The sequence below is a fragment of the Streptomyces sp. NPDC096152 genome (assembly GCF_044763235.1).
GTDB lineage: Bacteria > Actinomycetota > Actinomycetes > Streptomycetales > Streptomycetaceae > Streptomyces.
Genome location: NZ_JBIWFW010000009.1, coordinates 264939 through 287201 on the forward strand (window position 1 = coordinate 264939; position 22263 = coordinate 287201).

Here is a 22263-nt window from a genome sequence, read left to right on the forward strand (position 1 = left end):
ACGTCACCCGCACCCGCGGGTGGCGCGGCGCGGCCCGGCTAGTACGCTGACAGGCACCCCGGTGCCTGCGAGAGTGTGACTGTGACTTCCTTCCGCCCCCGTCAAGAGCCCCAGGAGGTCGCACGAGTGACCTCCACGGCGGCGGAGTTGCTGGAGATCCTGTGGGGCTGCGCCTCGACCGCACCCGCTTCCGTGTCCCAGCTTCGCGTGCTGCTCGTCCTCGAACACCACGAGGGCATCAACCTGCGCACCCTGGCCGACTCCCTCGCGTCCACCCCGCCGTCCACCAGCCGCCTGTGCGACCGCCTGCAGGCCGCGGGCTTCGTCGAACGGGTCGTCAGCCCGGCCGACCGACGCGAGGTGCGACTGCACCTCAGCCGCCGGGGCCACGCCTTCCTCGCCGATCTGCGCGCCCGCAGGGAGGCCTCGCTGAGCGCCGTGCTCGACCAGATGTCGGCCGCCGACCGCGGCGCGCTGGTGCGAGGGCTGGAAGCCTTCTGCGCCACGGCCGCGACGCGGATATACGACGAGCCGCAGGCGTCCGGCAGCCGGACCGCCTGAGCGGTCCCCCGCGGCGCGGGGGCCGCCGAGCGGTTCCCCGGAGCGGCGCACGCACCGGCCTGTGCCCATCGGACCATCCCCCGTTCCTCCCCGCGCTCACGTGACGCGGCCACTTTGTTGCCTCACGGTCATAGTTGTCAATCTGCAATAGTTGCGGGACCCGGCAATGAAAGGCGCGAACCAACGGAGCCGCCGGCGAGCGGTCTGGGTATGCTCTCGACCGTTGCCTGTCGGCAAGGGTCGGGCGGGCACGATGCGGGGCGAGGAGGGGCGGGTCCATGGCGACGTCGCAGCCGGAGGCTGCCGACCTGTCCTCACAGGGGCGAGCACGGACGCGAGCGCGGATACGGCCGCAGCCGCGCATACCGGCGCCGGACGGCCTCGCCGTGGACCTGGCGGGCCGAAAACCCTCGGTCCTGCTGATCGAGGACGATCCCGGCGACGCGCTGCTGGTGGAGGAACTGGTCGCCGACAGCGAGCTGACGATGCGCCTGCGGTGGGTCCGCTCGATGGCCGAGGCGAGCGACGCGCTCGCCGCGGAGGTGCCGGACTGCGTCCTGCTGGACCTCCACCTGCCCGACGTGCAGGGGCTCCAGGCCGTCTCGCGCATCCAGGCCCACGCCGACCAGGTCGCGGTGGTGGTGCTCACCGGACTGGCCGAGGAGCACACCGGACTCGCGGCCGTCGCCGCCGGAGCCCAGGACTACCTGGTCAAGGGCAGGGTCGAACCCGACCTGTTCGGACGGGCGGTCCGCTACGCCATCCAGCGCAAGCAGGCCGAGCAGGCGGCGGTCGCCCTCCAGGCAAGCCAGATGCAGGCACAGGAGAACGCCCGTCTGGAACGGGGACTGCTGCCGCGCCCGCTGCTGCGCGGCGACGGCGTGGAGGCGGTGGCCCGCTACCGTCCCGGCCGGGCCCAGGCGCTGCTGGGCGGCGACTTCTACGACATCGTGCAGAGCGACGACGGCACCGTGCACGCGGTGGTCGGCGACGTGTCCGGGCACGGGCCGGACGAGGCCGCCCTGGGCGTGGCCCTGCGGATCGCCTGGCGCACGCTGGTGCTCAGCGGCATCACCGGCGCGCGGCAGATCAACCGGCTCGAGGAGATCCTCGTGGCGGAGCGGGTCAGGCCAAATGTGTTCGCCACCCTGACCAGCCTCACCGCCGTCCCCGGCGCCCGGCGGGTCCGGACGGTGCGGGCGGGCCACCCCGGCCTGCTGCGGCGCACACGGGACGCCGTGGAGTGGGTCGAGGTGCCCGCGGGCCCGGCGCTGGGCGTGGTGCCCGGCGGGGCACGCTGGCCCGAGGAGGAGCTGACGGTGCCCGCGGGCGCGTCCCTGGTGCTGTTCACCGACGGGCTGTTCGAGGGACACGTCGGACGCGGACCGGAGCGGCTGGGCGAGGACGGGCTGCTCGACCTCGCGCGGGAGGCCGTCGCACTGGCGCCGGAGGCGTTCGTCGACGGTCTCATCGAACGCGCCGAGGGCCTGGCCGAGGAGCAGGGCGGCCTGGCCGACGACGTCGCCGTGCTGCACCTGCGATGGAACTGAACGGACGGGACGAACGGTGGCGGAGCACACGGTGAGGAAGATCGCGGGCAGGGCCCGGACGGCCGGGCGCCGGCTGACGGTGCGGGGGTGGTTCCACCTCGTACTGGCGCTGATGGTGCTGCTGGTGGTGGTCGGCACCGCGGTGGGCTCCAGCCTGCTCAACAGCACCGCCGAGGTCACCGACGAGTTGCTCCTGCGGGTGCAGCCGGCCCAGGTGGAGGCCTACCGGCTGCAGGCGGCGCTCGTGAACCAGGAGACCGGCATCCGCGGCTACGCCATCGCCGCCGACCGCCAGTTCCTCTCCCCGTACGCCCGGGGCAAGCAGGACGAGGCACACTCGGCCGCCCGGCTGCGCGACCTCCTCGGCGACCGGCCGGTGCTCGTCGCGGATCTGCGCGCCGTCGAGCGGGGAGCGGCCGCGTGGCGGCGCACCTACGCCGAACCGCTGGCGGCGGGCATCACCCCGGGCCGGCCCCGGACGATCGACCGGACGAACGCCGAACGCGGAAAGGCCGCCTTCGACCACCTGCGCACGCTGTGGTCGAAGCAGAACGGCGACCTCGCCCGGGCGGTCGAGGACGGCCGGGCCCGGCTGGCGCACGCCCGCACCGTGCGCGACGCGGTCCTGACCGGCATGGTGGCGGCGTTCCTGCTCACCGGGGTGGTGCTCGCTTTCCTGGTCAAGCTGCTGGTGGCCCGCCCGCTGGAGGCGTTGCGCGCGGCCTCCCGGCAGGTGGCACGGGGCGACTTCGCGCATGTCATCACCGGCGACGGTCCCGCCGACCTGACCGCCGTGGCGCGCGACGTCGAGGACATGCGGCAGCGGATCGTGACCGAGTTGGAGGCCTCCCGCGGTGCCCAGGACATCCTGGTCCGGCAGGCCGCCGACCTGGACGCCCAGGCGGTGGAGCTGCGCCGGTCCAACGCCGAACTGGAGCAGTTCGCCTACGTCGCCTCCCACGACCTGCAGGAACCGCTGCGCAAGGTCGCCTCCTTCTGCCAGCTGCTGGAGAAGCGCTACGGCGACAGTCTGGACGAGCGCGGACAGCAGTACATCGACTTCGCGGTCGACGGAGCCAAGCGGATGCAGGTGCTCATCAACGACCTGCTCACCTTCTCCCGCGTCGGACGGGTCAACGACTCCCGGCTCCCCGTCGAGCTGGACGATGCGTTCGCCAGGGCGCTGGCGAACCTGGCGGCGTCCGTCGAGGAGTCCGGCGCCCGCGTCGAGCGGCCGGAGCGGCTGCCCGGGATCGTCGGCGATCCGATGCTGCTGGCCATGCTGTGGCAGAACCTGGTCGGCAACGCGGTCAAGTTCCGCCGCCCGGACCTCGCGCCGCACATCCGGGTCACCTGCGAGACCGACCCGGACCAGCCCGACATGTGGCGGTTGTGCGTCGCCGACAACGGCATCGGCATCCCGGAGGAGTTCGCCGAGAAGGTCTTCGTCATCTTCCAGCGCCTGCACAGCCGCGACGCCTACGGAGGCACCGGCATCGGCCTGGCGCTGTGCAAGAAGATCGTCGAGTACCACGGCGGCCGGATCTGGATCGACACCGCGCACACCGGCGGCACCCGCATCTGCTTCACCCTTCCGTCCGACACCGGCACGGCGGAGGACGCCGACGCCCGTCCGGACTCCCGCACCGAAGAGAAGGCCCTGACATGACCGTCCCCGCTGCCACCCCCATCGACGTCCTCCTCGTGGAGGACGACCCCGGTGACGAGTTGATGACCCGTGAGGCCTTCGAGGACAACAAGATCGGCAACACCCTCCACGTCGTACGGGACGGCGAGGAGGCGCTCGACTTCCTCTACCGGCGCGGCGAGCACGCCGCCGCGCCGCGGCCGGACCTGATCCTGCTCGACCTCAACCTGCCCAAGTACGACGGCCGTCAGGTTCTGGAAAGGATCAAGTCCGACCCGGACCTGGCCCACATCCCGGTCGTGGTGCTCACCACCTCCGCCGCCGAGGAGGACATCCTGCGCAGCTACAAGCTGCACGCCAACGCCTACGTCACCAAGCCCGTGGACCTGGACCAGTTCATCGCCGCCGTCCGCCAGATCGACGACTTCTTCGTCCAGGTCGTCCGCCTGCCGAGGCACAGACGCTGAGCAGCGGCGGACGGACTGCCCGACACTGCCGGCGAACGCCGTGGCGGCATCGGTCCGTACGCGCGCTTCGGCCGCGGCCCTCGGGCGACGTGCCGTTCAATGCGAGCTCTTGGGCGATGTGCCGTTCAGCCGCGGCCCTTGGGCTTCGCGTGGGCTCCGCCATGGCCCTTGGGCTGGTGCGCCGGGGCGGCCGCCTTGCGGCCGCCGTGGGTCCCGGGGACGTGCCCGGACACGCTGCCTCCACTCCCGGTGTAGTCCTCCCGGTGCGAGGTCTGCTGTACGGGGTCGGCCGCGGCGGCGGCGGAGGGCATGGAGGAGTGGGACGCCGGACCGGTCGGCCGGGGAGCCCGCGGCGTGCCATCGGAGGGCTGCCGGGTGAGCGGGGACGTGGGTGCGGCCCGTTCACCGCTGTTCGGGGGGCTGTCCGAGACCGTGGTGAATCCGGCCCCCAGCGCCGCGGCCGAGAGTGCCGTGAGGGCCGTGCCCACCGCCAGCCTCCGGACCTGTGCGCCCCGGCCCGTACGCCGGGGCCGGGTGGGCGGTGCGACGGCGGGTGCCTGGAGCGGCGCCTCGATGTCCGCCGCGGTGAGCGATGAGGTTGCCGTCGCGTCGGAGGGAACGGCCAGGGCCGACAGCGCCTCGGCACAGTGCTCGGCGTCGGGGCGCGCCGCCGCGTCCTTGGCCGTCATGAGGAGCAGTAGGGACGCCAGATCGTCGGGGACCCAGTCCGGCACCACGGGCGGCCGGTGCATCCGGGCGACGGCGGCCTCCAGGGGGGTCCCCTCGTACTCGAGTTCCCCTTTGAGGCACTCCAGGAGGACCAGGCCGAGCGCGTAGACGTCGGCGGGCGAGCCCACCGCTTGGCCCATGACCTGCTCCGGGGAGAGATAGGCGGCGGTCCCTATCAGTACGTCGGAGGCGGTGTGGCGGGTGGAGTCGGCCAGCCGCGCGATGCCGAAGTCCGTCAGATGGGGATGTCCGGAGGAGTTCAGCAGGACGTTGGACGGCTTGACGTCACGGTGGACGACACCGGCTCCGTGGACATGGGCGAGCGCGCGGCCGAGCGCGGCACCCAGTTCGGCGACGCGCCCGGGGCGCAGGGGCCCGGCCAACAGGCACCGGCGCAGTGTCGGGCCCTTCACCAGCTGCATCACCAGGTAGTCGCGGTCCCCGTGCCGGCCGACGTCGTAGACGGTGACCAGGCTCGGGTGCTGCATGCGGGCGAGGAGGACCGCCTCCTCCGAGAAGCGTTCCTCCATGTGCGGGTCGGACCCCGGCCGGAAGACCTTGACGGCCACCTGCCGTCCCAGGCGGAGATCGACGCCCTCGTGGACGTCGGCCACGCCGCCCTGTCCGATCCGCGTCCCCAACCGGTAGCGGCCACCGACGACTTCGGCAGGCCGCGCCAGAAGTGTCGACGGGAAACCCGATCGAGGGCCCTTCATCTGTCTCTCCGTTACTGTCGACGCAAGCAGTGCGCAATGGCCAACCGTGCCTGGTCGCAAGTACCCGCTTTCGCGCGGTCCACCCCATCGGTGACGGTCGCGCCGCCGTCGAGCGCTTTCGCCCGCCGCGTCGGTGCGCCGGTCAGCGACCGGAGGCGGAGGAGACGCTCGCCCGGGCCGCGGCCTCCACCAGCCGGACGCCGTCCTTCATCGACGCGCTGCCGTCCGACAGGACCGCGACGAGGTAGCGGTGGCCGTGCGCCCCGACCTGGCCGACGCTGTTGACGTCCCACAGCCCGGACGTGTCGCGTTGCAGCCAGCCGTTCTTCACGGCCGGCGCGGCGCCGGAGGCCGCCGGCACGCCCCACGTCTGGTCGCTCGACACATGCGTCATGAGGGTGCGGATGTAGGCCCGGGACCCCCCGTTGAGTGCCGTGGAGCCCGCGTGCGCCGCCGACGGGGTGCCGAACACCGCCCGCAGCAGCCGTACCTGGTCGCTCGCCGTGGTCCGGGTGAGCCCCCACCGGGGGCCGGAGCCGCCGCGCGTGGCGGTCAGCCCCAGGCGCTTGTTCGCCGCCGCCAGACCCGGCGCCCTGCCGATCCGCCGCCACAGGGCGTTCGCGGAGGCGTTGTCGCTGCGCCGGATCATTGGTGCGGCGTAGGCGCGCTCCTGGGCGGTGAGGCCCCGGTGCGCGTCCTGGGCCTTGAGCAGCAGCGCCGCGAGGATGTCGACCTTGCTGATGCTGGCGGTGTCGTACGGGGCGTCGTCGCCGTACACGGTGGGCTGCCGGGCCGGGCCGTCGAGGTCGAGCACCGCGGCCGTGACCCGGGCCCTGCCCTGAGGCCGGACCGGCAGGGGCTTCCCGGTCGGGGCGCCGCTCCGCACCGACGGTGCGGCCCCGGCGGCCGTCGCCGCGTGCGGGGCGGCGGCCGACAGGAGCGTGGTCAGGGAGGCGAGGAGCACGCCGGCGGCGACGGCGCGTCCGCCACGGCGCCTCCCCGCGGTCGTCGAGGGCGGCACGGGGCAGGGTCGGTACGGCAGGATCACGGGAGCCTCAGCGGGTGGTCGGACAGGGTCACATGGCAGCGAACGTAGACAAATCGCGGGTTCCGTGAGGTGACCGCCGTCACCGCGAGCCCCGTTTCGGCCGGATTGTGAAAAGCGCCATAAGCGGAAGCGCGCCGCCGCCGGGAGGGGCCGAAGGGTTTCATCTGCCCGTTTCCGTCAACGGGCACTGTATGGCCCAGTCGAAACGAGAGACCGAACGCAAGTACGCGGCGCCTGCGGCCGACGACATCGCGTGGCTGCCCGACCTGGCCCGTGCGCACCCCGGTGCGTCGCTGGTCGACCGGGGCATCCAGGACCTGGACGCCGTCTACTACGACACCGCCGACCTGCGGCTGGCCCGCGGCGCGGCGACGCTGCGGCGCAGGACGGGCGGCGCGGACGCCGGCTGGCACCTCAAGCTGCCCCTGGCCGGGGACAGCCGCGAGGAGGTGCAGGCCCCGCTCACCGACGACGTACCGGACGAACTGCGTGCTCTCGTCCACTCCCGCACCCGCGGCGCGCCGGTGCGGCCGGTGGTGCGCATCCGCACCACCCGGTCCGTCCGGGACCTCGTCGACGCCCGGGGCGGCGCCCTCGCCGAGCTGAGCCTGGACACGGTGCGTGCCGACTCGCTGGTCGAGGGGGGCGGCCACGCCGTGTGGACGGAGATGGAGGTCGAGCTTGCCGAGGGCGGCGACCCCGCACTGCTGGACGGCGTCGAGAAGATCCTGCGCAAGAGGGGCGTCGGCCGTGCGCAGAGCCCCTCCAAGCTGGCCCGCGCCCTGACGGAGACGACGCCGGGCGCGCTCGGCGCCGAGGAGCCGGAGACGGACGTGGTCCCGGGCTCGGCCGGCGCGTACCTCCGCGACCACCTGCGCGAACAGATACGCGCGCTGGTCGACCTGGACCCGGCGGTCCGCCGCGGCGCGCCCGACTCGGTGCACCGGATGCGCGTCGCCTGCCGCCGGCTGCGCGGCGCCCTGCGCTCCTACCGTTCCGTCCTCGACCGCGACGTCACCGACCCCGTCCGCGGCGAACTGCGCTGGCTGGCCGGGGAGCTCGGGCCGGAACGCGACCAGGAGGTGCTGAGCGAACGCCTGCACGCCGGGGTGCGAGAACTGCCCGCCGAGCTGGTCCTCGGCCCCGTCGCCGCACGCCTGCAGACCTGGGACGTGGCGGAACGGGCCGCGACCCGCGGACGCACCCTCGCGGCCCTCGACTCGCCCCGCTACACGGCCCTGCTGGACCGGCTGAGCGAACTGGCCGCACGCCCGCCCCTGCGCGCCAAGGCCCGCCGCAGGCCCGAGAAGGTCATGGTCAAGTCGCTGGTCAAGGAGTACGGCCGGCTGGAGCGGCGCATGGACCGCGCGCTCGGTCTGCCGCCCGGCCCGGACCGGAACGCCGCGGTCCACCAGGCCCGCAAGGCGGCCAAGCGGCTGCGCTACGCCGCCGAGGCGGCCCGTCCCGCCCTCGGCCGTCCCGCCCGGCGGCTCGGCAAGCGCGTCAAGGCCGTCCAGCGGGTGAGCGGAGCGCACCACGACGGCGTCGTGACCCAGGACGCGCTGCGGCGCCTGGCCGTCGCGGCTCACGCGGCGGGGGAGTCCAGCTTCACCTGGGGCCTGCTGCACGGCCAGGAGCGCGTCACGGCCGCCCTGCGCGAAGAGCAGCTGCCGGAGGTCTGGGAGCGGGCCGGGAAGGCGAGGTCGTCGCTCGCGTAGCCACCGCGAGGCTCCCGGCCGTCCTCCCCCCCCGGCTGTCCGTGCGTGCAGTTGCCTAAAGGTTTTAGGAAACTGCATAATGCCTTTGGTCGAGTGGGAGGAAGGTCATGGCACGTGTGGGGCTCACCGCGGAGCGCCTGGCGCGGGCCGGGGCGGACCTGGCCGACGAGGTCGGGTTCGACCAGGTGACCGTCTCGGCGCTCGCCCGGCACTTCGACGTGAAGGTCGCCAGCCTCTACTCGCACGTGAGGAACTCCCAGGACCTCAGGACCAGGATCGCGCTGCTCGCCCTGGAGGAACTCGCCGACCGTGCCGCCGACGCCCTGGCCGGGCGGGCCGGCAAGGACGCGCTGACCGCGCTCGCCGGCGTCTACCGCGACTACGCCCGGGAGCACCCCGGCCGCTACGCCGCGGCCCAGCTCAGGCTCGACCCGGAGACGGCGGCCGCCAGTGCCGGGCCCCGGCACGCACAGATGACGCGCGCGCTCCTGCGCGGCTACGACCTGACCGAGCCGGACCAGACCCACGCGGTCCGCCTGCTGGGCAGCGTCTTCCACGGCTACGTCAGCCTGGAGCTCGGGGGAGGGTTCAGCCACAGCGCCCCCGACACCGAGGAGACCTGGTCACGGGTCCTGGACGCCCTCGACGCCCTGCTGCGCAACTGGCCCGCGCCCTGACCGCCGCACCCGTGCCCCCCGCGCCGCCCCACCCCTTCGACCAACAGGCCGCAACCATGCACACCACCGAGCACGAGTGGATCACCACGCCCGTCACCGCCGGCCTCCTGCGCGGCGCCCTCGACCTGGAACGCACGGCGCACGGCGTGCTGCCGCACCGGCTGCCCGCCCGGGCCCGCGCCCAGTGTCCCGACGGCCAGCTCGCCCTGGCGGAGTCCCAGCCCTCCGGCGTACGGCTGGTCCTGCGCACCCGGGCCACCGCCGTCGAACTGGACACACTCCCCACCAAACGGGTCTACGCGGGAGCCCCGCCCCGCCCGGACGGCGTGTACGACCTCCTCGTCGACGGCCGCCTCGCCGGACAGGGCAGCGTGCGCGGCGGCAGCACCCTGACCGTCGACATGGCCACCGGAGCCGCCGAGCACCGGCCCGGCCCGGTGGGCACCCTCCGCTTCACCGGCCTGCCCGGCGAGATGAAGACCGTCGAGATCTGGCTGCCGCACAACGAGACCACCGAACTGGTCGCCCTGCGCACCGACGCGCCCGTCGAGCCCGCCCCGGACCACGCCAGCACGGTGTGGCTGCACCACGGGAGTTCGATCAGCCACGGCTCCGACGCCGCGAGCCCCACCACCACCTGGCCCGCCCGGGCCGCCTCCCTGGCCGGTGTGGAACTGATCAACCTCGGTCTCAGCGGCAGCGCCCTGCTCGACCCGTTCACCGCCCGCACCCTGCGCGACACCCCCGCCGACCTGATCAGCGTCAAGATCGGCATCAATCTCGTCAACACCGACCTGATGCGGCTGCGCGCCTTCACCCCCGCCGTCCACGGCTTCCTCGACACCGTCCGCGAGGGCCACCCCACCGCGCCGCTGCTCGTCGTCTCGCCCCTCCTGTGCCCCATCCACGAGGACACACCCGGCCCGAGCGCCCCGGACCTCGGCGCGCTCAGCACCGGGCGCCTGCGCTTCCGGGCCGCGGGCGATCCGGCGGAACGCGCGAGCGGCAAGCTGACTCTGGGGGTCATACGGGAGGAGCTGGCCCGGATCGTCGGGCAGCGGGCGCCCGAGGACCCGAACCTGCGTCTCCTCGACGGGCGCGAACTCTACGGACCCGCCGACCACGACGAACTGCCGCTGCCCGACGGGCTCCACCCGGACGCGGACACCCACCGCCGGATCGGGGAACGCTTCGCCGAGCTGGCCTTCACCGCCGGCGGCCCCTTCGCGCGGGAAACCGCCTGATACCGGGCCTCCGCGCACGGGACCACCGCGATCGGGGCCACTACCCAGGCCCTCGGGAACGTGAACGGCCCGGACGCCGACGGGGGATGCAGCATCCGGGCCTGTGAACAGACTAACCCCAAAGCGGGGTTCCACACGTCACCGCCCCCCGGGATGCGGAGACACGCCACCTCGCTCACGGGTCCGCCGCCCTGCCGCGCCGCCCGGTGCGGGGCTGCCGCCCGCGGCGGGTGCGGCAGCGCAGAGGGGCCCCAGGTGCGAGCTGGGGCCCCTCTGCCGTTCGGGCATGCCCTGCCCCACCCCCGTGGGGGCTGGACACACCCGGGTCCCGGGCGGCCGTCAGCCGGTGAGGGCCTCGGGCCGCGGCGCGGCGGGCAGTACGCGGGCGAGCAGTTCGCCCACGGCGACGACCGTCCGGTCGGCCAGGTACGGGCCGATCACCTGGACCGACAGCGGCAGGCCGTCCTCTGTCCGCCCGGCGGGCACGACGAGGGAGGGCAGCCCGACCGGACCGGCCAGGTTGATCCAGCTCGTCTGGTCGAAGTAGGAGCGCCGGACGCCGTCAACGGTGATGTACCGCTGGGGCGTCGGGACGGACGTCTGGTCGGGGACGGCCGCGGTGGGGGCGGCCGGCGTGATCAGGACGTCGTGGTCGGTGAAGTAGGCGGCCCAGCGCGCCCGCAGCCTCTGCCGCTCCTCGTCGGCGCGGGCCCAGTCCCGGTGCCGCATGGTGCGCGAGGTGAGGTAGAGGGCGCCGGGGTCGTCGGCGAGGCCCTCGGCGGCCCGCACCTCCGCGGCGAACGCCTCGTCGGTCGCGGTGGCCGAGCTGGTGGCGTACATCAGGCGCTGGAACAGCCGGTCGCCGGCCGCGAAGTCGACGGGCCGGGTGGTCTCGTCGACGGTGGCGCCGGCCTTGCGCACGCGCGCCACGACCTCGTCGAACAGCGCGCGGACGGCGGCGTCCACACGGCAGTACGGGTCGTCGGCCCAGACGCCGATGCGGTACCGGTCGAGCCCGGCCTCGGCCGGGGCGGGCAGGGACACCTTCCAGGCGGCGCCGTCGGCGGGGGAGGGCGCGGCGATCACGTCCAGGAGCAGGTCGAGGTCTGCGGCCGAACGCGCGATCGGCCCGAGGGCGAGCATGTCGGAGCTGGTGAGCCAGCCCGGCGGGCGCGGGATGTGGCCGCGGGTGGGGACGACCGGCACGGTGCCGCGGGAGGTGCGCAGGGCGTAGACGCCGCAGTAGGCGGCCGGCAGGCGCAGCGACCCGGCGAGGTCGGAGCCGACCTCGAGGGCGGTCAGTCCGGTGGCGACTGCGGCGGCCGGTCCGCCGGAGGAGCCGCCGGCGGTGCGGTCCCCGGCGTAGGGGTTCTTCGTGGTGCCGAAGACCGGGTTGCCGGTCTGGATGTCCTGGCAGAGCGTCGGGACGTTGGTCTTGCCGATGACGACGGCGCCGGCCGCGCGCAGCAGCGCCACCACGTCGGCGTCCGTGTCGGGCACGTGGTCGGCGAGGTCGGGGGAGCCGCACGTGGTGCGCATCCCCTTCGTCTCCAGGGCGTCCTTGACCGTCATGGGCAGCCCGTGGAGCGCGCCGAGGGGTTCGCCGGTCCGGGCCAGGTGCCGGTCGGCGCGGTCGGCGGCCGCGCGGGCACCCTCGGCGTCCAGGGTGACCACGGCGTTCAGGCCGGGGTTGGTCCGGTCGATGTGCCGCAGGTACTGCTCCAGCAGGTCGCGGCTGCTGGTCTGGCCGCTGCGGAGGGCGGCGAGCTGTCGGCGGGCGGAATCGAGATGAAGGGGCATGCGCGCGGGTTTCTGCGTGGGGGGACGGGAACGGGCGGCCGCGGGGGTGAGTACGGATCCCGCGGTGGCGAGGGCGGTCGAGGCCAGGAGCAGGGTGCGGCGCAGGATCACGTGCCGGCTCCCGACGACGTACGGGAACGGGGCGTGTCGCCGTGGGCGGGCGGGGTGAAGTAGGCGGCGACGCGCCGGAGATGACGCAGCTCGTCGTCGGTGGTGGCCAGGGAGAGAGCGGCGTCGGCGTACTCGGCCGGCTGGTCCGCCGGGGTGTCCGCGCGGTGCAGGAGCAGCGCGTGGTGGATCTGGTCGGCGGTGACGGCGGCGGCGAGTTCGGCACCGGTCAGTCCCTCGGCGCGGCGGCGGGACTCCGCCCGCGCGCGGGTGCCCGGGTCGAGGTAGCGGCGGAGCAGTTTCTGGCCCTGACGGATCTCCACCCGGCGGCGCAGCAGGGGGAAGTGGGCGCTGCGGCCGCGCAGGACCTCCTCGCGCTGCCGCGCCGGGCGGCGCAGGGTGATGCCGGGGTCCGCCCGGTCGAGGGCGGCCCACAGCGGGCGCAGGCGCCTGTAGGTGAGGTGCGCGGCCGTCCAGTCGCGGGCGGCGTCCATCCGGCGGGCGAGGACGGGCAGGAAGTAGCCGATCTGGGTGAGGGTGGCGCCGATGTCGCCGCAGGCCCAGGCGAAGTTGTTCCAGCGGTCGACGCTGAAGCCGGTTTCGGCGCCGACGACGGCGGCGATGCGGAGGCCGCTGTAGCCGAGGGTGACGACGGCGCCCACGGTGATCAGGCGCAGACCCCAGGCGATCGACGCGGTGCTCGCGGTGCGGGCGTACGTCCAGCAGGAGACGGCCAGATAGATCTCGGCGGCGCTGTAGGTGCCGAAGTACAGCAGCACGTACGCCTGGAAGAAGGGGTCGTGCGCGTAGTAGAGCGAGAAGTCGACGGGCCGGGTCGTCGCCGGGGTCAGGAGGGCGAACAGCACCGACATGCCGACGATGACCGCGGCCGCCGTGACGAACAGCAGGCGGCCGCGCCGGCGGGCCCGCTCGGGCCGCATCGACCAGTACGCCAGCACGGTCGACTGGAGCGCCAGGACGAGGATGACGCAGCTCTGCGCGAGCGGCACGGAGATGTTGGTGACCCCGAAGACGCCGTCGATGCGCACCCACACCCAGGTGAGCGACACGGCGTAACTCACCGCGGAGAAGCCGTAGGTGAAGGCCAGCGCGACGAGCGCGGGATCGCGTCTGCTCCTGCCGAGGTCGCGCAGCAGCAGGACGAACCCGGTGCTCGCGATGGCCAGGCAGAGGGGGTGAAGGATGTCTTTCACGGGCCTTTGCGGGGGTCAGCGCAGCAGAGTGCGGGCGATGGGGTCGGTGTCCGGGGCGGGCGCGGGGCGGGAGGTGCTCACACGCTCCTGCAGCAGGGAGCCGAGCATCTCGGCCTCGAACTCCTCCGGGTCGTTGTAGCGGGTGCGGCCGAGGATGAGCTGGATCGTGCCCGGATCGATGTCCGTGATCAGGCCGCCGAGGTTGCCGAACGGGGACTTGGCGGCGTTGCCGCGGTGCTGCCTGAGCATGTGGGCGAACTCGTGCGCCACGATGATCTCCGCGTGGGAGCGGCTGATGCCGGCGTCGTAGAAGACGTAGTCCGTGGTCTTCGTGGCCAGCCACAGTCCGCACGGCGCGGAGGCGTCCAGGGAGTCCGGGTCGGCGGGGTCCGGGGTGAACGGCACGAGCTGGAGGGAGCGTCCGCGCCGGTCCTCCATGAACGGCACCAGGTCCAGCACGCTGTCCACCGCGGGCAGGTCGAGCGTGTCGAGGAACGCGCGGCTGCGGCGTTCTACCTCGTCGGCCGTGCGGTCACGGCGCCCCATGCGGACTCCCCTCCTCGTCGCGGCCCGTCGGCCCGTCACGGCAACTCCTCCTCCGGCTCGGGGGGCAGGCCCTCCTCCTCGCGGACCGCGTCGAGCGCGGCCAGCACCTTGCGCTGACCGGCCGCGGAGACGCCCATGGAGCGCAGGAAGATCTGCTCGATGCCGTTCTCCTTGATCTTGCGCAGGAGTTCGAACTGCGTGGCCACCTTCTGGGTGACCTCGTCCTCCACGAAGTAGGCGGCCTCGACCCCGAAGAAGCGCGCGAGGAGCGGTACGAGGGTGATGGTGGGCTTCCCCTCGCCCCTGCGGAGTTTGCCGATCCACGCGCCGGTGACGCTCTCGTCGCCGTACGCGGAGATGGTGCGCGCCACGTGCTGGTTGCTGAACTCCCTTGCCCCGGCCGGGCGTACCCTGTCGAAGAGGAAGTTGAGACGGTCGGCGAACGGCGCCCCCGGGCCCGGCACGGGGATCGGCTTCTGTTCCTCCGCCGTCCCCGCATCGGAGTTGTCGTCCGGCTCCGCCACCTGCACCGCTCCCTCCCGGTCCGCTGAAACTATAGTTGACGCTATCGCGGAGGGAAGCCCCGGGGGAAGCCCCCACGGGCAACAGGCTTGCCTACTGGGGCCGTTCGCCTCCGGACTCAACGGACGACAGGGCCCGCAAGGTGTCCCGCAGGCTGTGCGGGCGCAGCAGTCCAGGATCCGTCCGCCTGCCCCATCCGGGGCCGAGGAGCAGCACCCGGCTCTGCCGCCGGGCGCCGCGAACTCCCCAGCGCAGCCCGGCGATGTGCCCGGCCAGCGCCGGGCTCGCCGTGGAACGGGACTGCGACCACAGCGCCACCGCCGCGGGACCGACCCGCCGCACCGCCGCGACGAGCGCCTCGGCGGGAACGGCGCCGCCGAGCATCAGGACCGGCACCTGCCGCTCCGCCAGCGCCGCGCACAGCGTCTCGATCGGCAGGGTGTGGTGCTCGCCGGGCAGCCCGGCGAGCACGACGGGGGAGGAGTCCGTGCGCCTCCCGCGCAGGACGGAACCGACGTACACCTGACGCACCGTCGCGGAGACGTGCCAGGACAGCAGGTGCTCGACCTCCACGTAACCGTCGCCGGAGGACTGCCACTTGCGGCCGACCGCGCGCAGCGTCGGGGCGAGCACCTCGTCCCAGGCGGTCACCAGACCGTACGTCCGGACGGCCGCCGCCACCTGCTCCTGCACCGCCGCGCCGTCCAGGCGCACGGCGGCGCGCGCCAGTCCGCGGCACTCCTGGCGCACGTCGCCCAGCGGCAGCCCGCTGCCCGACCGGGACGCCCGCGTCGAGGACCCGGTGGCGGCGGGCTCCGCCCCGCGCCGGAGCGGCGGTGAGGACGGCGGCGAGACCGACGGCCGCGAGACCGACGGCGGCGAATCCGCCGACCGCGGGACTGCCGACCGCGGGACCGACGGCCGCGCGAGGGACGGCGACGAGATCGAGGGCCGCGAGACCGGGTCCGACGACGCCGGGTCCGACGACACCGGCGCCGTGGCCGACCCCGGCGGGACCGCCTGCTGCGACGCCGCCTGCGGCGACGAGGTCACCGGCGGATCCGCCGCGCTGCGCCCGCGGGCGAATTCCTGTGCGGCGCGGGCCGCCTCGGCCGGGGGCACGCCCGCCGCCGTCAGCCGGCACATCTCCTGCATCATGGCGACGTCGTCCGGCGACCACCGGCGGTGGCGGCCGTCCGCGCGCGCCGCGGGTCCCAGCCCGTACCGGCGGTCCCAGGAGCGCAGTGTGGTGGGGGAGACGCCGAGTCTCTTCGCGAGGAAACCGGTGGTCACGCCCACGTCGGGGGACGCCGTGGACTTCGCAGGGCTCGGCACGACCATGACTCTCCCCTGCATCGTTTCCGCATCGTTCACGCCGTGCGGGCGGGGGCGGTGTCCTCCCGCAGGCAGCGTGCGAGGCGGTGCAGTCCGCGCCGGGCGTGGCTCTTGACGGTGCCCAGGGGCCAGCCGGTGACCTGTGCGATCTGCCGCTGCGTCAGGTCGTCGTAGAACGCCAGGCCGAGCACGCGGCGCTGGGGGGCCGGCAGGCGGGCCAGCTCGTGGCCGACGAGGACGCGGTCCAGGACGCCGTCCGGCTGCGCGGCCCGGTCGGGGGCCCGCAGCGCGGCTGTCGAACCGGCGGCCACCGCCAGCTCCGTGCGCCGGGTGCGGGCCGACAGGGCGTCGGCGATCTTGCGTCGGGTGATGCCGACCAGCCACGCCGACAGCGCGCCCCGGTCGGGGTGGAACCCCGCGCGTCCCCGCCAGGCGGCCAGGAAGACCGTCTGCGTGACGTCCTCGGCCTCGCCGGCGTCGCCAAGCGACCGCCGGGCGAGCGTGTACACCAGTGATCCCCACCGGTGGTACACGGCGGCGAGGCAGGCGTCGTCGCCGTCGGCGAACCGGGCGGCCAGCTCCTCGTCGGCCCAGGACTCCTCCGTGGGAGCCCGCAGGGGGGTGCCGGTGGGGGCGCCGGAGGTGGTCTCGTGTGCGGTCATGGCGACTGCTCCTCCTGCCGAGCGGCATGTGCCCCGCCGTCGGGGGCCGGAGCGGACTCCGACCGGGGGCATCCCGGGGATCCGCCTGCCGGGTCGCACCGACTCGGCCCGACCACCGTGCGCCGGGCGAACACGTCGCTTCAACTCGCATCGACTCTGCATCGACTCGGCCCGGGCGACGAGGCGCCCGATCGGCATGACTGGCCCGCCCCCGTGCGGGTACACGACCGCCGTCATCGCAAGATCGTCGCCGGAGGAGGACGCGGATGTGCCGACGGCCGGCCCCGGCGTACCGTGGATCGAGGCGTGTGACGCCGTACGAAGGAGCGGGCGTATGGGCCTGAAACGGTGGATCGGTGAGTGGCCGGTGTACCGGCAGCTCACGGGAACCGATCCGCTGGGGCGCGGCAAGGCCGCCGAGTCCCGGCGCTCGGCCTCCCTGGGGCCCCGGACGGACAGTGCGGACCGGGTCGCGGACTCCGTCTGCCCCTACTGCGCGGTGGGCTGCGCCCAGCGCGTCTACGTCAAGGACGAGAAGGTCGTCCAGATCGAGGGCAACCCGGACAGCCCCATCTCGCGCGGCCGTCTGTGCCCGAAGGGCTCCGCCAGCAAGCAGCTCGTCACCGGCCCGCAGCGTGAGCAGAAGGTGCGCTACCGGCCGCCGTACGCCACCGAGTGGCAGGACCTGGACCTGGACACGGCCATGGACATGGTCGCCGACCGGGTGCTGGACGCGCGGCGCCGGGGCTGGGAGGACGCCGACGAGGACGGGAACACGCTCCGCCGCACCATGGGCATCGCCAGCCTGGGCGGGGCGACGCTGGACAACGAGGAAAACTACCTGATCAAGAAGTTGTTCACCGCCATCGGCGCGTTGCAGATCGAGAACCAGGCGCGTATTTGACACTCCGCCACGGTTCCCGGTCTGGGAGCCTCGTTCGGACGCGGCGGCGCCACCGACTACCAGCAGGACCTGGTCAACGCCGACTGCGTCGTCATCATGGGCTCGAACATGGCCGAGGCCCATCCGGTCGGATTCCAGTGGGTGACGGAGGCCAAGGCGCGCGGCGCCCGGGTCTTCCACATCGACCCGCGGTTCACCCGCACCAGCGCGCTGGCCGACCAGCACGTACCGCTGCGCGTCGGCACCGACATCGCCTTCCTCGGCGGCGTCATCAACTACATCCTGACCCACGACCTGTACTTCAAGGAGTACGTGCGGGCGTACACCAACGCGCCGTTCCTGCTGAGCGAGCGCTACCAGGACACCGAGGACCTGGACGGCCTGTTCAGCGGCTACGACCCGCACACCGCCTCCTACGACTCCTCCACCTGGGCCTACGAGAGCGTCGAGGCCGAGGAGGAGCGCCCGGGGCACCGCATCAAGGAGCAGGCGGGAGCCTACGAGCACGGCGCCGGCGGCCCGGTCATCGAGGGCGGAGCCGGCGAGATGGCGGCCGACCCCACCCTGCAGCACCCCCGGTGCGTCTTCCAGGTGCTCAAGCGGCACTTCGCCCGCTACACCCCGGAGATGGTCGAACGGATCTGCGGAGTCCCGCGGGAGCTGTTCCTGGAGGTGTGCCGGGCCTGGACGGCCAACTCGGGCCGGGAGCGCACCACCGCGCTGGTCTACAGCGTCGGCTGGACGCAGCACTCCACCGGCGCCCAGTACATCCGCGCCGGCTCGATCGTCCAGCTGCTGCTCGGCAACATCGGCCGTCCCGGCGGCGGTGTCTACGCGCTGCGCGGCCACGCCAGCATCCAGGGCTCCACGGACATCCCGACCCTGTTCAACCTGCTGCCCGGCTATCTGCCGATGCCGGACACCACCCACGAGAACCTGCCCGGCTACCTGGACAAGATCCGCCGCCCCGGCCAGAAGGGCTACTGGAGCAAGGGGGACGCGTACATCGTCTCGATGCTGAAGGAGTACTGGGGCGACGCCGCGACCGAGGAGAACGACTACTGCTTCGACTACCTGCCCCGCATCAACGGTGACCACGGCACCTACCGCACCACCATGGACATGATCGACGGGAAGGTCTTCGGCTACTTCCTGCTCGGCCAGAACCCCGCGGTCGGCTCCGCCCACGGACGCCTGCAACGCCTGGCCATGGCCAATCTCGACTGGCTGGTCGTCCGCGACCTGAACATGATCGAGAGCGCCACGTTCTGGAAGGACGCCCCGGAGATCGAGACCGGGGAGATCGTCACCGAGCGCTGCCGCACCGAGGTGTTCTTCTTCCCCGCGGCCTCGCACGTGGAGAAGTCGGGCACGTTCACCCAGACCCAGCGGATGCTCCAGTGGCGGGACAAGGCCGTCGAGCCCAGCGGAGACCAGCGGTCCGAGCTGTGGTTCTTCTACCACCTCGGCAGGCGCCTCCGCGAGAAGCTGTCCGGCTCCTCCGACCACCGCGACCGCCCCGTGCTCGACCTCGCCTGGGACTACCGCACCGAGGGCGACGAGCCGGACGCGGCGGACGTGCTGCGCCGGATCAACGGCATCGACCTGCGCACCGGGCGGGCCGTCAGCGGCTACGCCGACCTCAGGGCCGACGGCACCACCGCCTGCGGCTGCTGGATCTACAGCGGCGTCTACGCCGACGAGGTCAACCAGGCCCGCCGCCGCAAGTCCCGCCTCGAGCAGGGCCCCTACGACGCCGAATGGGGCTGGACCTGGCCGATGAACCGGCGCGTGCTCTACAACCGCGCCTCCGCCGACCCCGACGGCCGGCCCTGGAGCGAACGCAAGGCCCTCATCTGGTGGGACGAGGAGCGCGGCGAGTGGACCGGGCACGACATCCCGGACTTCGAGAAGGACAAGCCGCCGCACTACCGGCCCCCCGAGGGGGCGTCGGGCCCGGAGGGACTGAGCGGCGAGGACGCCTTCGTCATGATGGCCGACGGCAAGGCGTGGCTGTTCGCCCCGGCCGGACTGTCGGACGGCCCGCTGCCCACCCACTACGAGCCGCACGAGTCGCCCGTGCGCAACCTCCTCTACGGCCAGCAGGCCAACCCGGCCCGCAAGGTCTACGGCCGCCCCGACAACCCGTCCAACCCGTCCTGGCCCGAGGAGCACGGCGAGGTGTTCCCCTTCGTGTTCACCGCCTCCCGGCTGACCGAGCACCACACCGCCGGCGGCATGAGCCGGCAGCTGCCGTACCTGTCGGAGCTGCAGCCGGAGCTGTTCGTGGAGGTGTCGCCGGAACTGGCGGCCGAACGCGGACTGCGGCACCTGGACTGGGCCCACGTGATCACCAGCCGCACCGCGGTGGAGGCCCGCGTCGTCGTCACCGACCGGCTGGCGCCGCTGCGCGTGGAGGACCGGACCGTCCACCAGGTATGGATGCCCTACCACTGGGGCCAGACCGGCCTCACCCGCGGCGACGTCGTCAACGACCTGATCGGCGTGGTCGCCGACCCGAACGTCCTGATCCAGGAGAGCAAGGTGCTGACCTGCGACATCCGCCCCGGGCGAAGGCCGCGGGGACCCGCCCTGCTGGAGTACGTCGAGGAGTACCGCCGCCGGGCCGGGATCACACCGCACACCGGGACCCGCATCGTGACGGCCGGCGACCACCACAGGCCGGTCCACATCGAACCCGACGACGGGCCGGAGGACACCCCATGACGGACGAGCACAGCCTCTACGGGCCCCTGGAGGACCCCGCCGCCGACGCAGGCCACCGCGACCACCCGCCCCGGGTCGGCTTCTTCACCGACACCTCCGTGTGCATCGGCTGCAAGGCGTGCGAAGTGGCCTGCAAGGAGTGGAACGACGTCCCCGAGGACGGCCTGGACCTGCTGGGCATGTCGTACGACAACACCGGCATGCTCGGCGCCAGTTCCTGGCGGCACGTCGCCTTCATCGAGCAAGAACGCCCGCTGGGACGGCAGGACGCGGGGCTCTCCGGCCTGCCCACCGGCCCCTCCGGCACCGCCGCCACCACCGAGGTGGTCGCGGACGCCCTGCGGGACAGCCCCCGCGGCGGCGGCGAACTCGGCACCGGACCGGTGGACCTGGGGTTCCCCTCCTTCGGCCTGCCCGGCGCCGCCACCGGACCCGAGACCCGCACCGATTTCCGCTGGCTGATGTCGTCCGACGTGTGCAAGCACTGCACCCACGCCGGATGCCTCGACGTCTGCCCCACCGGCGCGCTGTTCCGCACCGAGTTCGGCTCCGTCGTGGTGCAGCCCGACATCTGCAACGGCTGCGGCTACTGCGTCTCCGGCTGCCCCTACGGCGTCATCGACCGGCGGCCCGACGACGGCCGCGCCTGGAAGTGCACCCTGTGCTACGACCGGCTGCGCGGCGGCATGGAACCGGCCTGCGCCAAGGCCTGCCCCACCGACTCCATCCAGTTCGGGCCGCTCGACGAGCTGCGTGAACGGGCCGACCGGCGCCTGGAGCAGCTGCACGAGGCCGGAGTGCCCGAGGCACGCCTGTACGGCCGCGACCCCGACGACGGCGTCGGCGGCGACGGCGCCTTCTTCCTGCTGCTCGACGACCCCGAGGTCTACGGGCTGCCCCCGGACCCCGTGGTCCCGACCCGCGACCTGATGTCCACGTGGAAGTACGCCGGCGCCGCCGCCGGGGCCCTGCTGGCGGCGGCCGCCGCCGTCTTCGTCAAGGGAGACCGCCGATGACCGACGACGACGGACTCCTGCGCGAGCCGCGCAGCGACGAGGGCGCCGCCGACGTCCGGGCGCGCACCTTCGGCTCGGGCCGCGACCGCGGCGGGCGCGGCGAGCAGACCACCGTGCCCCGGGCCGAGTTCCGCTCCTACTACGGACGGCCGGTGCTGAAGCCGCCCGTGTGGGAGTGGAAGGTCCCGGCCTACCTGTTCACCGGCGGCCTGTCGGCCGGCGCCGCGCTCCTGGCCGCGGGCGCCGACCTGACCGGACGCCCGGCCCTGCGCCGCACCGGCCGCCTCGGCGGCCTCGGCGCCCTGCTGGCCAGCACCTATCTGCTCGTCGCCGACCTCGGCCGCCCCGAACGCTTCCACCACATGCTGCGGGTCGCCAAGCCCAGCTCGCCGATGTCCGTCGGCACTTGGATCCTCGTCGCCTACGGGCCCGGCAGCGGCCTGGCCGCCGTCACCGAACTGCTGCCCGCCTCCTGGCACGCCGGCCTGCCCGGACGGCTGCTGCGCGGGGCCGGCCGCCTCGGCGGCCTGTCCGCGGCCGCCCTCGCCCCCGCCCTCGCCTCCTACACGGCCGTCCTGCTCTCCCAGACCGCCGTGCCGGCCTGGCACGAGGCCCGCCGCGAACTGCCCTTCGTGTTCACCGGCTCCGCGGCCGCGAGCGGAGCCGGGCTCGGGATGCTGCTGGCGCCGGTGAGCGAGGCGGGCCCCGCCCGGCGCCTGGCCGCACTCGGCGCGACGGCCGAACTCGCCGCCGCGCGGCTCATCGACCACCGTCCGGACTTCGAGACGAAGGCCTACACCCGCGGCCGGGCCCACCGCCTGCGCCGGGCCTCGGAATTCCTCACCCTCGGCGGGGCGCTCGCCGCCGTCACCGTCGCCCGCCGCAGTCGCCCGGCCGCCGCCGCGGCCGGACTGGCCCTGCTCGCCGGCAGCGTCCTGCAACGCTTCGGCGTCTTCGACGCGGGCGTCGCCTCGACCAAGGACCCGGCCTATGTCGTCGTACCGCAGCGCGCACGCCTGCGCGACCGGTCCGGCGAGGCCACCGACGGGTGAGCCGGATGAGGACGCCCGC

Annotated in this window: 18 protein-coding genes; 10 read left to right on the top strand and 8 right to left on the bottom strand. The window is 73.7% G+C overall.

Annotated elements, in window-relative coordinates; genetic code table 11:
- Window positions 1-75: 75 nt before the first annotated feature.
- The 4 genes from ACIQ9G_RS29365 to ACIQ9G_RS29380 all read left to right on the top strand — a co-directional run bounded on the left by ACIQ9G_RS29365 (window position 76) and on the right by ACIQ9G_RS29380 (window position 4226).
- A complete protein-coding gene (locus ACIQ9G_RS29365; RefSeq protein ID WP_403615415.1) occupies window positions 76-561 on the top strand; it encodes a MarR family transcriptional regulator in 486 nt (161 codons plus the stop codon).
- Between the two features lie 278 nt (window positions 562-839).
- Entirely contained in the window at window positions 840-2111 is a 1272-nt protein-coding gene (locus tag ACIQ9G_RS29370) for a PP2C family protein-serine/threonine phosphatase (RefSeq protein WP_403615418.1), read from the top strand.
- A 112-nt stretch (window positions 2112-2223) separates the two neighbouring features.
- A complete protein-coding gene (locus ACIQ9G_RS29375; RefSeq protein ID WP_403615884.1) occupies window positions 2224-3780 on the top strand; it encodes an ATP-binding protein in 1557 nt (518 codons plus the stop codon).
- Window positions 3777-4226 carry a response regulator gene (locus tag ACIQ9G_RS29380; RefSeq protein ID WP_403615420.1) on the top strand — a complete coding sequence of 150 codons (450 nt, stop codon included), beginning with the start codon at window positions 3777-3779 and terminating at the stop codon, window positions 4224-4226. The genes ACIQ9G_RS29375 and ACIQ9G_RS29380 overlap by 4 nt, the downstream gene beginning before the upstream one ends.
- Window positions 4227-4351: 125 nt before the next feature.
- Here ACIQ9G_RS29380 and ACIQ9G_RS29385 read toward each other — a convergent pair whose 3' ends face one another.
- Both ACIQ9G_RS29385 and ACIQ9G_RS29390 read right to left on the bottom strand, forming a co-directional pair.
- Entirely contained in the window at window positions 4352-5671 is a 1320-nt protein-coding gene (locus ACIQ9G_RS29385; protein WP_403615422.1) for a serine/threonine-protein kinase, read from the bottom strand.
- A 142-nt stretch (window positions 5672-5813) separates the two neighbouring features.
- Complete coding sequence (locus ACIQ9G_RS29390; protein WP_403615425.1) at window positions 5814-6692, bottom strand: serine hydrolase; 879 nt, start codon at window positions 6690-6692, stop codon at window positions 5814-5816.
- Window positions 6693-6910: 218 nt separating this feature from the next.
- On the opposite strand from ACIQ9G_RS29390, the gene ACIQ9G_RS29395 reads away from it, so the two are divergent.
- The 3 genes from ACIQ9G_RS29395 to ACIQ9G_RS29405 all read left to right on the top strand — a co-directional run bounded on the left by ACIQ9G_RS29395 (window position 6911) and on the right by ACIQ9G_RS29405 (window position 10358).
- Entirely contained in the window at window positions 6911-8437 is a 1527-nt protein-coding gene (locus ACIQ9G_RS29395; protein ID WP_403615428.1) for a CHAD domain-containing protein, read from the top strand.
- A gap of 107 nt (window positions 8438-8544) precedes the next feature.
- Entirely contained in the window at window positions 8545-9114 is a 570-nt protein-coding gene (locus ACIQ9G_RS29400; protein WP_403615431.1) for a TetR/AcrR family transcriptional regulator, read from the top strand.
- Between the two features lie 56 nt (window positions 9115-9170).
- Complete coding sequence (locus ACIQ9G_RS29405) at window positions 9171-10358, top strand: GDSL-type esterase/lipase family protein (RefSeq protein WP_403615433.1); 1188 nt, start codon at window positions 9171-9173, stop codon at window positions 10356-10358.
- A gap of 339 nt (window positions 10359-10697) precedes the next feature.
- Here ACIQ9G_RS29405 and ACIQ9G_RS29410 read toward each other — a convergent pair whose 3' ends face one another.
- From ACIQ9G_RS29410 to ACIQ9G_RS29435, 6 genes are all read right to left on the bottom strand, one after another.
- Window positions 10698-12269, bottom strand: coding sequence for an amidase (locus ACIQ9G_RS29410; protein WP_403615436.1), 1572 nt, complete (start codon window positions 12267-12269; stop codon window positions 10698-10700).
- On the bottom strand, window positions 12266-13480 hold the full coding sequence (locus ACIQ9G_RS29415; RefSeq protein WP_403615438.1) for an MAB_1171c family putative transporter: 1215 nt from the start codon (window positions 13478-13480) through the stop codon (window positions 12266-12268). The genes ACIQ9G_RS29410 and ACIQ9G_RS29415 overlap by 4 nt, the downstream gene beginning before the upstream one ends.
- 15 nt (window positions 13481-13495) lie before the next feature.
- Entirely contained in the window at window positions 13496-14026 is a 531-nt protein-coding gene (locus tag ACIQ9G_RS29420; protein WP_403615441.1) for a hypothetical protein, read from the bottom strand.
- 35 nt (window positions 14027-14061) lie between these two features.
- Window positions 14062-14550, bottom strand: coding sequence for a hypothetical protein (locus tag ACIQ9G_RS29425; protein ID WP_356192159.1), 489 nt, complete (start codon window positions 14548-14550; stop codon window positions 14062-14064).
- 91 nt (window positions 14551-14641) lie between these two features.
- Window positions 14642-15847: a MerR family transcriptional regulator gene (locus tag ACIQ9G_RS29430; protein WP_403615887.1), complete on the bottom strand. Its 1206-nt coding sequence runs from the start codon at window positions 15845-15847 to the stop codon at window positions 14642-14644.
- Window positions 15848-15918: 71 nt separating this feature from the next.
- Window positions 15919-16545 (bottom strand): sigma-70 family RNA polymerase sigma factor, encoded by a 627-nt coding sequence (locus ACIQ9G_RS29435; protein ID WP_403615444.1) that lies wholly within the window; start codon window positions 16543-16545, stop codon window positions 15919-15921.
- 334 nt (window positions 16546-16879) lie between these two features.
- Between ACIQ9G_RS29435 and fdh the strand changes: the two genes are divergently transcribed.
- From fdh to nrfD, 3 genes are read left to right on the top strand one after another with little or no spacing between them, the layout of a single operon-like run.
- Window positions 16880-20176, top strand: coding sequence for a formate dehydrogenase (gene fdh, locus ACIQ9G_RS29440; RefSeq protein ID WP_403615447.1), 3297 nt, complete (start codon window positions 16880-16882; stop codon window positions 20174-20176).
- Entirely contained in the window at window positions 20173-21192 is a 1020-nt protein-coding gene (locus ACIQ9G_RS29445; protein WP_403615449.1) for a 4Fe-4S dicluster domain-containing protein, read from the top strand. The genes fdh and ACIQ9G_RS29445 overlap by 4 nt, the downstream gene beginning before the upstream one ends.
- Window positions 21189-22244, top strand: a complete 1056-nt coding sequence (gene nrfD / locus ACIQ9G_RS29450; RefSeq protein ID WP_403615451.1) for an NrfD/PsrC family molybdoenzyme membrane anchor subunit — start codon at window positions 21189-21191, stop codon at window positions 22242-22244. The genes ACIQ9G_RS29445 and nrfD overlap by 4 nt, the downstream gene beginning before the upstream one ends.
- Window positions 22245-22263 lie beyond the last annotated feature (19 nt).

Excerpts from the sequence above, each read along its gene's own strand:
- ACIQ9G_RS29445 (WP_403615449.1), top strand. The coding sequence starts at position 20,173 with ATGACGGACGAGCACAGCCTCTACGGGCCCCTGGAGGACCCCGCCGCC.
- ACIQ9G_RS29375 (WP_403615884.1), top strand. The coding sequence starts at position 2,224 with ATGGTGCTGCTGGTGGTGGTCGGCACCGCGGTGGGCTCCAGCCTGCTC.
- ACIQ9G_RS29395 (WP_403615428.1), top strand. The coding sequence starts at position 6,911 with ATGGCCCAGTCGAAACGAGAGACCGAACGCAAGTACGCGGCGCCTGCG.
- ACIQ9G_RS29380 (WP_403615420.1), top strand. The coding sequence starts at position 3,777 with ATGACCGTCCCCGCTGCCACCCCCATCGACGTCCTCCTCGTGGAGGAC.
- nrfD (WP_403615451.1), top strand. The coding sequence starts at position 21,189 with ATGACCGACGACGACGGACTCCTGCGCGAGCCGCGCAGCGACGAGGGC.
- ACIQ9G_RS29385 (WP_403615422.1), bottom strand. The coding sequence starts at position 5,671 with ATGAAGGGCCCTCGATCGGGTTTCCCGTCGACACTTCTGGCGCGGCCT.
- ACIQ9G_RS29400 (WP_403615431.1), top strand. The coding sequence starts at position 8,545 with ATGGCACGTGTGGGGCTCACCGCGGAGCGCCTGGCGCGGGCCGGGGCG.
- ACIQ9G_RS29435 (WP_403615444.1), bottom strand. The coding sequence starts at position 16,545 with ATGACCGCACACGAGACCACCTCCGGCGCCCCCACCGGCACCCCCCTG.
- ACIQ9G_RS29405 (WP_403615433.1), top strand. The coding sequence starts at position 9,171 with ATGCACACCACCGAGCACGAGTGGATCACCACGCCCGTCACCGCCGGC.
- ACIQ9G_RS29420 (WP_403615441.1), bottom strand. The coding sequence starts at position 14,026 with ATGGGGCGCCGTGACCGCACGGCCGACGAGGTAGAACGCCGCAGCCGC.
- ACIQ9G_RS29370 (WP_403615418.1), top strand. The coding sequence starts at position 840 with ATGGCGACGTCGCAGCCGGAGGCTGCCGACCTGTCCTCACAGGGGCGA.